Annotated in this window: 9 protein-coding genes; 8 read left to right on the top strand and 1 reads right to left on the bottom strand. The window is 67.1% G+C overall.

The genetic code is table 11. The features are described 5' to 3' along the window. From O3Q52_RS43290 to O3Q52_RS43280, 3 genes are all read left to right on the top strand, one after another. Positions 1 to 444: cbb3-type cytochrome c oxidase subunit I (locus tag O3Q52_RS43290; protein ID WP_269654014.1), on the top strand; the 444-nt coding region annotated here is incomplete at its 5' end. Beyond that, positions 441 to 839, top strand: coding sequence for a cytochrome c oxidase subunit 4 (locus O3Q52_RS43285; RefSeq protein ID WP_269654013.1), 399 nt, complete (start codon positions 441 to 443; stop codon positions 837 to 839). The genes O3Q52_RS43290 and O3Q52_RS43285, both read left to right, overlap by 4 nt. A 129-nt stretch (positions 840 to 968) precedes the next feature. Next, the gene (locus O3Q52_RS43280; RefSeq protein ID WP_269654012.1) at positions 969 to 2,213 is read left to right on the top strand and encodes an Ig-like domain-containing protein; all 1,245 of its coding nucleotides are present in this window, start codon (positions 969 to 971) and stop codon (positions 2,211 to 2,213) included. A gap of 95 nt (positions 2,214 to 2,308) precedes the next feature. Here O3Q52_RS43280 and O3Q52_RS43275 read toward each other — a convergent pair whose 3' ends face one another. Further along, positions 2,309 to 2,710, bottom strand: coding sequence for a hypothetical protein (locus O3Q52_RS43275; protein WP_269654011.1), 402 nt, complete (start codon positions 2,708 to 2,710; stop codon positions 2,309 to 2,311). 188 nt (positions 2,711 to 2,898) lie between these two features. On the opposite strand from O3Q52_RS43275, the gene O3Q52_RS43270 reads away from it, so the two are divergent. The 5 genes from O3Q52_RS43270 (at position 2,899) to trpD (ending at position 8,353) form a co-directional block, all read left to right on the top strand. Next, positions 2,899 to 3,519, top strand: coding sequence for a heme-copper oxidase subunit III (locus O3Q52_RS43270; RefSeq protein WP_269654010.1), 621 nt, complete (start codon positions 2,899 to 2,901; stop codon positions 3,517 to 3,519). A gap of 66 nt (positions 3,520 to 3,585) precedes the next feature. Further along, positions 3,586 to 4,395, top strand: coding sequence for a c-type cytochrome (locus O3Q52_RS43265; protein ID WP_269654009.1), 810 nt, complete (start codon positions 3,586 to 3,588; stop codon positions 4,393 to 4,395). Next, positions 4,392 to 5,459, top strand: a complete 1,068-nt coding sequence (locus tag O3Q52_RS43260; protein WP_269654008.1) for a ubiquinol-cytochrome c reductase iron-sulfur subunit — start codon at positions 4,392 to 4,394, stop codon at positions 5,457 to 5,459. Before O3Q52_RS43265 ends, O3Q52_RS43260 begins: the two co-directional genes overlap by 4 nt. After that, on the top strand, positions 5,456 to 7,117 hold the full coding sequence (locus O3Q52_RS43255; RefSeq protein ID WP_269654007.1) for a cytochrome bc complex cytochrome b subunit: 1,662 nt from the start codon (positions 5,456 to 5,458) through the stop codon (positions 7,115 to 7,117). The genes O3Q52_RS43260 and O3Q52_RS43255 overlap by 4 nt, the downstream gene beginning before the upstream one ends. Positions 7,118 to 7,288: 171 nt before the next feature. Next, complete coding sequence (gene trpD, locus O3Q52_RS43250; RefSeq protein WP_269654006.1) at positions 7,289 to 8,353, top strand: anthranilate phosphoribosyltransferase; 1,065 nt, start codon at positions 7,289 to 7,291, stop codon at positions 8,351 to 8,353. Positions 8,354 to 8,463: the final 110 nt, after the last annotated feature.

Below are 8,463 nucleotides of genomic sequence, written 5' to 3'. Positions count from 1 at the left end.
GAACGCCTCGGCAAGATCACCTTCTGGACGCTGTTCATCGGCTTCCACGGCACCTTCCTCGTCCAGCACTGGCTGGGTGCCGAGGGCATGCCCCGTCGTTACGCGGACTATCTCGCGGCCGACGGTTTCACCGCCCTGAACACGATCTCGACGATCAGCTCGTTCGTGCTCGGTCTGTCGATCCTGCCGTTCTTCTACAACGTGTGGAAGACCGCCAAGTACGGCAAGAAGGTCGAGGTCGACGACCCGTGGGGCTACGGCCGCTCGCTGGAGTGGGCGACCTCCTGCCCGCCGCCGCGGCACAACTTCCTCACGCTGCCGCGGATCCGTTCCGAGTCCCCGGCCTTCGACCTGCACCACCCGGAGATTGCCGCTCTCGACCAGCTGGAGAACGCCGGTCACGGTGAGAAGACCCTCGCTGGTGGCAAGGAGGCCGGCAAGTGAAGGTCCAAGGCAAGATGTTCATCTGGCTGGCCGTCTTCGTGCTGGCCATGGCCATCGTCTACGGCGTGTGGTCCAAGGAGCCCGCCGGCACCACGGCGCTCTTCCTGGGCTTCGGCCTGTGCATCATGATCGGCTACTACCTGGCCTTCACGGCCCGGCGTGTCGACCTGGGCGCCCAGGACAACAAGGAGGCCGACGTCGCCGACGACGCCGGTGAGGTCGGTTTCTTCAGCCCGCACAGCTGGCAGCCGCTCTCCCTCGGCATCGGCGGCGCGCTCGCCTTCATGGGCGTGGTCTTCGGCTGGTGGCTGCTCTTCTTCTCGGCCCCGATCATCATGATCGGCCTGTGGGGCTGGGTCTTCGAGTACTACCGCGGAGAAAGCCAGAACCAGTAACACGCGCAGAGCACAGGAAGCCCGGACACTCCGTCAGGAGGTCCGGGCTTCCCTCTTTTGCCACACCGCTCGTCCCTCGCACGGCCCACTCGACGCGCCGGGTCCGGCCCCGCTTCCTAGCGTGAGGTCATGAGCCACACACCGCGATACCGCACAGCCGTCAGCACGGCACTCATAGTCGCCCTCGGCGCCGGGGTCACGGCCTGCGGCTCCGACGGCGACCCGCTATCGGCCAAGCCGTACGACGCCACAGAGGACATCTCCTTCAGCATCCCCGTGGACGACGGCAAGAAGGCCGACCCGGACAAGCCCCTGGAGATCGCCGCGAAGGACTCCGACGGCCGCATCACCGACGTGACGGCCACGGACGCCGCAGGGCGCTACGTGGCGGGCGAACTGTCCGCCGACGGGGGCCGCTGGCACAGCACCTCGCCGCTCGCCGCGGGCGCCCGCTACACGGTCCGCGTGAGCACCGAGGACGAGGACGGCGCCCCCGGCCGCAAGGTCCTCGGCTTCGACACCAGCACGCCCACCACGAAGAAGCGGCTGAACGTGAAGTTCGGGCCCGAGACCGGCACGTACGGCGTGGGCCAGCCCGTCACTGCCGAGCTCAGCGCCCCGGTCAAGGACAAGGCTGCACGTGCTGTCGTGGAGCGCGGCCTCAAGGTCGACTCACAGCCCGCCGTGGAGGGCGCCTGGCACTGGGTGGACGACAAGAACCTGCACTACCGCCCCAAGGAGTACTGGCCCACTCAGGCCACCATCAGGGCGCGCAGCAACCTCGCGGGCATCAAGGTCGCCGAACGCCTCTGGGGCGGCCAGGCCAAGTCCCTGAAGCTCACCACGGGCGACCGCGTCGAGGCAGTGACGGACGCCGCCGCGCACTCGATGACGGTCTACAAGAACGGTGAGGTGATCAACACCATCCCCGTCACCACAGGAAAACCCGGCTTCGAGACCCGCAACGGCGTCAAGGTCGTACTGGGCAAGGAGTACTTCGTACGTATGCGCGGCACCAGCATCGGCATCGCCGAGGGCAGCGCGGACTCGTACGACCTGCCCGTGTACTACGCGACACGGGTCACCTGGAGCGGCGAGTACGTGCACGCCGCGCCCTGGTCCACCGGCTCCCAGGGAAGCGCCAACGTCAGCCACGGCTGCACCGGCATGAGCACCGGAAACGCCGCCTGGTTCTTCAAGAACGTCCGCGCAGGCGACATCGTCAAGGTCGTCAACTCGGACGGCGACACAATGGCCCCGTTCGGCAACGGCTTCGGCGACTGGAACCTCACCTGGAAGAAATGGCGCGCAGGCAGCGCCCTCGTGGCCGACACCCCGGAGGCCCGCCCGAGGCTGCGCCCGGAGTCCGTGTAGGCCGGGCTCGACGCTTCCGCTTTCAGGGGCGCGGGGAACTGCGCGACCAGCCACAACGCACCCGCACCCGCCGAACCACAGGACCGACCGAGCCCTCAGGCGCTCAAAGCCCGCCTGCTGCGAAGCAACCCCGCCAGGGCCGAGGCGAACTCCACCGGCTCCACCGGCAAGGTGACCGCGGCCTCGGCCCGACTCCACGTGGCCAGCCACGCGTCCTGCGGCCGCCCGATCAGCACCAGCACGGGCGGGCAGTTGAAGATCTCGTCCTTGATCTGCCGGCAGATCCCCATCCCGCCCGCGGGAACGGCCTCGCCGTCGAGCACGCAGACATCGATGCCACCGCGGTCCAGCTCCTTGATGACCGCGGCAGGTGTCGCGCACTCGATGAACTCGACCTGAGGAACGTCCGCGGCCGGCCTCCGGCCGGTGGCGAGCCGCACCTGCTCACGGGTGTTGGAGTCGTCGCTGTAGACCAGCACCGTTGCGGTCGGCTGCATTCTTCCTCCGGGACGTCAGCGTCGTAGAGACAGATACGGACAGGGTCCGATGCGCGGATGCTACTCCCTTGGACACATGGTCAACAGCGGTTCGGACAGGGCTTCGATGGGCCATATGGGCTGGGCACACCCCGTCGACACCCCGAACGGCACCCCCGGGAGTGAGGGCGGGATAAGGGACCGACATAATGTCGGTCGTGGCGACAGCAACGACAGTAGATACCGGGCACGCGCACCCGTCGGTCAATCGGCCGAACCTCACCAGTGTCGGAACCATCATCTGGCTGAGTTCCGAGCTGATGTTCTTCGCGGCCCTCTTCGCGATGTACTTCACCATTCGATCGGTGATGGGTCCCGCCCACTGGAAGGAAATGGCGTCCGCCCTGAACTTCCCGTTCTCGGCGACCAACACCACGATCCTGGTGCTCTCCTCCCTCACCTGCCAGCTCGGCGTGTTCGCCGCCGAGCGGGGTGACGTGAAGAAGCTCCGGATGTGGTTCATCGTCACCTTCATCATGGGTGCGATCTTCATCGGCGGTCAGGTCTTCGAGTACACCGAGCTGGTCAAGAAGGAAGGGCTCTCGCTCTCCTCCGACCCGTACGGCTCGGTGTTCTACCTGACCACCGGCTTCCACGGCCTGCACGTGACAGGCGGTCTCATCGCCTTCCTGTTCGTTCTCGGCCGCACCTACGCGGCTCGGAAGTTCACCCACGAGCAGGCGACCGCAGCCATCGTCGTGTCCTACTACTGGCACTTCGTCGATGTCGTCTGGATCGGCCTCTTCGCCACGATCTACATGATCAAGTAGCCGGGCCCGTACCCGCGCACATTTCCAGAAGCATCGACGCAGAAGATCCTGACACCGGGGTAATCCGTGAAAAAGCTCTCCGTACGACGACGCCATCCGCTGGCGGCGCTCGTCGTCCTACTCCTCGCGCTGGCATGCACCGGGGGGCTGTACGCCGTGTTCGCGCCCGTGGACAAGGCGCAGGCCAGTACGACCGCCCAGTCCCTAGCGATCGACGAGGGCAAGAAGCTCTACGCCGTCGGCTGCGCCAGCTGCCACGGCACCGGCGGTCAGGGCACCACTGACGGTCCGAGTCTCGTCGGTGTGGGCGCAGCGGCCGTCGACTTCCAGGTCGGCACCGGCCGTATGCCGGCCCAGCAGCCCGGCGCGCAGGTCCCGAAGAAGAAGAACATCTACTCGCAGGCCGAGATCGACCAGCTCGCGGCGTTCATTGCCTCGCTCGGTGCCGGTCCGACCGTGCCGACCGAGGCCCAGTACAACCCCGAGGGCGCGGACATCGCCAGGGGCGGCGACCTCTTCCGTACCAACTGTGCCCAGTGCCACAACTTCACCGGCAAGGGCGGCGCGTTGACGAACGGCAAGTACGCGCCGACGCTGAAGGATGTCGACCCGAAGCACATCTACGAGGCCATGCAGACCGGCCCTCAGAACATGCCGTCCTTCCCCGACACCACGCTGACGGAGAAGAACAAGCAGGACATCATCGCGTACCTCGACGCGGTCAACAGCGACGACTCGGCGAGCCCCGGTGGTCTGGCGCTCGGCGGCCTCGGGCCGGTCAGCGAAGGCCTCTTCGGCTGGATCTTCGGTCTCGGCGGACTGATCGCCGTCGCCGTGTGGGTCGCCGCCCGGACCGCAAAGGCCAAGAAGTCATGAGTAGCCAAGACATCCCAGAAGAGAACCTGCCCGCCGAGCGGGCCGCCGACGAGCACGCGCACGGCACCGTGAGTGTCGCGGACGAGAAGCACCCGTTCGCGGATCCCGGTCTGCCGCCGCACGAGCACCGGATCCAGGACATCGACGAGCGGGCCGCCAAGCGCTCCGAGCGCACGGTCGCCTTCCTGTTCACGCTGTCGATGCTGGCCACGGTCGGCTTCATCGCGGCGTTCGTGACGATTCCCGGCGACAAGATCGTCTACATCTGGCCGCTCGGCCACATCAGCGGACTGAACTTCGCCCTGGGCATGACGCTCGGTCTGGCGCTGTTCTGCATCGGCGCGGGCGCGGTCCACTGGGCCCGCACCCTGATGTCCGACGAGGAGATGGCCGACGAGCGCCACGCCATCGCGGCGGAGCCCGAGGTCAAGGCCAAGGTGCTGGCCGACTTCAAGCAGGGCGCCAAGGAGTCCGCGCTCGGCCGCCGCAAGCTGATCCGCAACACGATGTTCGGCGCGCTGACCCTGTTCCCGCTGTCCGGCATCGTCCTGCTGCGCGACCTCGGTCCGCTGCCGGAGGACAAGTTGCGGCACACGATGTGGCGCAAGGGCCTGCAGCTCGTCAACATGAACACGAACGAGCCGCTGCGTCCCTCCGACGTCGCGGTCGGCTCGCTCACCTTCGCCAAGCCCGAGGGCCTGGAGGAGGACGACCACGAGTTCCAGACCGAGATCGCCAAGGCGGCCCTGATGATCGTCCGGCTGCAGCCGGACAACATCAAGGACAAGCGCGAACTCGAGTGGTCCCACGAGGGCATCGTGGCGTACTCGAAGATCTGCACCCACGTCGGTTGCCCGATCTCCCTGTACGAGCAGCAGACGCACCACGTTCTCTGCCCCTGCCACCAGTCCACCTTCGACCTCTCCGACGGTGCCCGAGTGATCTTCGGTCCCGCCGGTCACGCCCTGCCGCAGCTGCGCATCGGTGTGAACGACGAGGGCTACCTCGAGGCGCTCAGCGACTTCGAAGAGCCCGTCGGTCCTGCTTTCTGGGAGCGCGGATGAGCACTACGAACACCTCCACGAATCCCTCAGGCGCCGACGCGCCGGGGCGCTCGCGCGAGAAGGCACCAGCTGGCGAGAAGGTCGCCGACTGGGCCGACGGCCGGCTCGGGATCTACTCCCTGGCCAAGGCCAACATGCGCAAGATCTTCCCGGACCACTGGTCCTTCATGCTGGGCGAGATCTGCCTGTACAGCTTCATCATCATCATCCTCACGGGTGTGTACCTGACGTTGTTCTTCCACCCGTCGATGAACGAGGTGGAGTACGCCGGCAGTTACGTCCCGATGCAGGGACAGCTGATGTCGGAGGCGTTCGCCTCCACGCTGGACATCAGTTTCGACGTGCGTGGTGGTCTGCTCATCCGGCAGATCCACCACTGGGCGGCGCTCATCTTCCTCGCCGGCATGTTCGTGCACATGATGCGCGTCTTCTTCACCGGCGCGTTCCGCAAGCCGCGTGAGATCAACTGGCTGTTCGGCTTCCTGCTGTTCGTCCTCGGCATGTTCACCGGCTTCACCGGCTACTCGCTCCCGGACGACCTGCTCTCCGGCACCGGTGTCCGCTTCACGCAGGGCGCGATCCTGGCCACGCCGATCGTCGGCACGTACATCTCGATGTTCCTGTTCGGCGGGGAGTTCCCCGGCACCGACTTCGTGTCGAGGTTCTACTCGATCCACATCCTGCTGCTGCCCGGCATCATGCTGGGCCTCGTGGTCGGCCACCTGATCCTGGTCTTCTACCACAAGCACACGCAGTTCGCGGGCCCCGGAAAGACCAACAAGAACGTCGTCGGCATGCCGCTGCTGCCGGTCTACATGGCCAAGGCAGGAGGCTTCTTCTTCCTGGTCTTCGGTTTCATCGCGATGGTGTCCGCGGTCGCGTCCATCAACCCGATCTGGGTGCTGGGACCGTACCGGCCGGACCAGGTGTCCACGGGCGCCCAGCCGGACTGGTACATGGGCTTCGCCGAGGGTCTGGTCCGCGCCATGCCCGGCTGGGAGATCAACATCTGGGGCCACACACTCGTCCTGGGTGTGTTCATCCCGCTGGTGCTCTTCGGTCTCTTCCTCGGCATCCTCGCGCTCTACCCGTTCATCGAGTCCTGGATCACCGGGGACAAGAGCGAGCACCACATCCTGGACCGGCCGCGCAACGCCCCGACCCGTACGGCCTTCGGTGTCGCCTGGGTGACCGCGTACATGATCATGCTGATCGGCGGTGGCAACGACATCGTCGCGACGCAATTCCATCTGTCGATCAACTCGGTCACCTGGTTCGTACGGATCGGGTTCTTCGCCGGACCGGTCCTCGCGTTCGTCGTCACCAAGCGGATCTGTCTCGGCCTCCAGCGCCGCGACAAGGACAAGGTGCTGCACGGCCGTGAGTCGGGCATCATCAAGCGCCTGCCGCACGGTGAGTTCGTCGAGGTCCACGAGCCCCTCAGCCAGGAGGCTCTGCACACCCTCACGGCGCACGAGCAGTACGAGCCGGCCGCGATCGGCCCGGCGGTCGACGAGAACGGTGTCGAGCGCAAGGTGAAGGGCCCGCAGAAGCTGCGCGCCAAGCTCAGCAACGCGTACTTCGGGGAGGACAACCAGATCCCGAAGCCCACCGCCGAGGAGTACAAGGAGATCACGAGCGGCCACGGCCACCACTGATCTTCGAACTGTTCGCCACGGCAGGAGCCCCGTCCATTGCCCGGACGGGGCTCTTTGCCGTCCCCGGGGCTGGATAGGGTGGACCTGTTCCCGTACGAGCTATGAGCTACGGGCGAGATCCCACATCCCACAGGCGTCCCCAACGCGGGACGGACGATCCAGGAGCGGCATATGAGCGCTGTGACCCCCGCCGGAGGCGACACCGCGGCGGTCCGTTCCTGGCCCGCCCTGCTGAACGGCCTGCTGGACGGACACGACCTGAGCGCCGCCGACACCGCCTGGGCGATGGACCTGATCATGCGGGGCGAGGCGACCGACGCGCAGATCGCCGGGTTCGTGGTGGCGCTGCGGGCCAAGGGCGAGACCGTCGAGGAGATCGTCGGGTTCGTCCGGGCGATGTACGAGCACGCGAACGTGATCGAGGTGCCGGGGGAGACCGTCGACATCGTCGGTACGGGCGGCGATGGGGCGAAGACCGTCAACATCTCCACCATGTCGGCGATCGTCATCGCCGGTACGGGTGCCAAGGTCGTCAAGCACGGCAACCGGGCGGCCTCCTCGGCCTCCGGGGCGTCCGACGTGCTGGAGAAGCTCGGCGTCAATCTGGAACTGCCGACGCATCGGGTGGCCCAGGTCGCCGAGACGGCCGGGATCACCTTCTGCTTCGCGGCCAAGTTCCACCCCGCGATGCGTCATGCGGGTGCCGCGCGTGGGCAGTTGGGGATCCGTACGGTCTTCAACGCGCTCGGTCCGCTGACCAACCCGGCGAAGGTGAAGGCGCAGGCCGTCGGGTGCGCCGATCCCCGGATGGCGCCGATCATGGCCGGTGTCTTCGCCGAGCGCGGCAATTCATCGCTCGTCTTCCGCGGCGACGACGGGCTCGACGAGCTGACGACGACGGCCACGTCGCGGGTGTGGGTCGTGCGGGACGGCAAGGTGCGCGAGGAGTCGTTCGATCCGCGTGACGTGGGGATCGAGCTGGTGCCCGTGGAGGCGTTGCGGGGGGCTGACGCCTCGTACAACGCGGATGTGGCCCGGCGGCTGCTCAACGGGGAGACCGGGCCTGTGCGGGACGCTGTGCTGCTCAATTCGGCGGCGGCGCTGGTGGCTCTGTCGCCGGGGGACGGGCCGCTCGCGGACCAGCTCCGGGCGGGGATGGCGAAGGCGGCGGACGCGATCGACTCCGGGGCGGCGAAGGCCACGCTGGAGCGGTGGGTGGCGGCGACCAACGTGTAGCCGCCGGCCGCGTGTGTCGTCGGGTGCGGGCCGGTGGGGGCTGGTCGCGCAGTTCCCCCGCGCCCCTGAAAGACTGCGCAGTTTCCCGCGCCCCTGAAAAGGGGAGATCG

It is taken from the genome of Streptomyces sp. ActVer (assembly GCF_027270795.1).
GTDB lineage: Bacteria > Actinomycetota > Actinomycetes > Streptomycetales > Streptomycetaceae > Streptomyces > Streptomyces umbrinus_A.
The sequence above is the reverse complement of the archived record's forward strand: the minus strand, read 5'-3'. Positions and strand labels throughout refer to the sequence as shown.